We start from the raw sequence: 238 nt of genomic DNA on the forward strand, positions 1-238 counted from the left end.
TGATACATGTATCCTTTTTTGTGAGGGGTCGTAATGGTGACGCCGCCTGCGAGAGCCATTTTACATTCTCCGGTAATTAAGGCGCGTGCCGCCATATGAATGGCAGTCAAAGAGGAAGAACAAGCTGTATCAACAGCTACGCTCGGCCCCTTCAAATTCAATTTATAAGATACCTTTGTGTTCATGAAATCTTTATCTGTTAACTGAACAGCCGCAAATTGTTCGGATGAGTGATTCG

The 238-nt window shown here is 44.1% G+C and carries 1 protein-coding gene; it reads right to left on the reverse strand.

What is annotated here, in order from left to right:
- A partial coding sequence (locus tag SB658_RS27255; RefSeq protein WP_410603668.1) for a beta-ketoacyl synthase N-terminal-like domain-containing protein occupies positions 1-238 on the reverse strand: 238 nt, incomplete at both ends.

The organism is Bacillus sp. SIMBA_008 (assembly GCF_046535495.1).
In the GTDB taxonomy this organism is placed as follows: domain Bacteria; phylum Bacillota; class Bacilli; order Bacillales; family Bacillaceae; genus Bacillus; species Bacillus subtilis.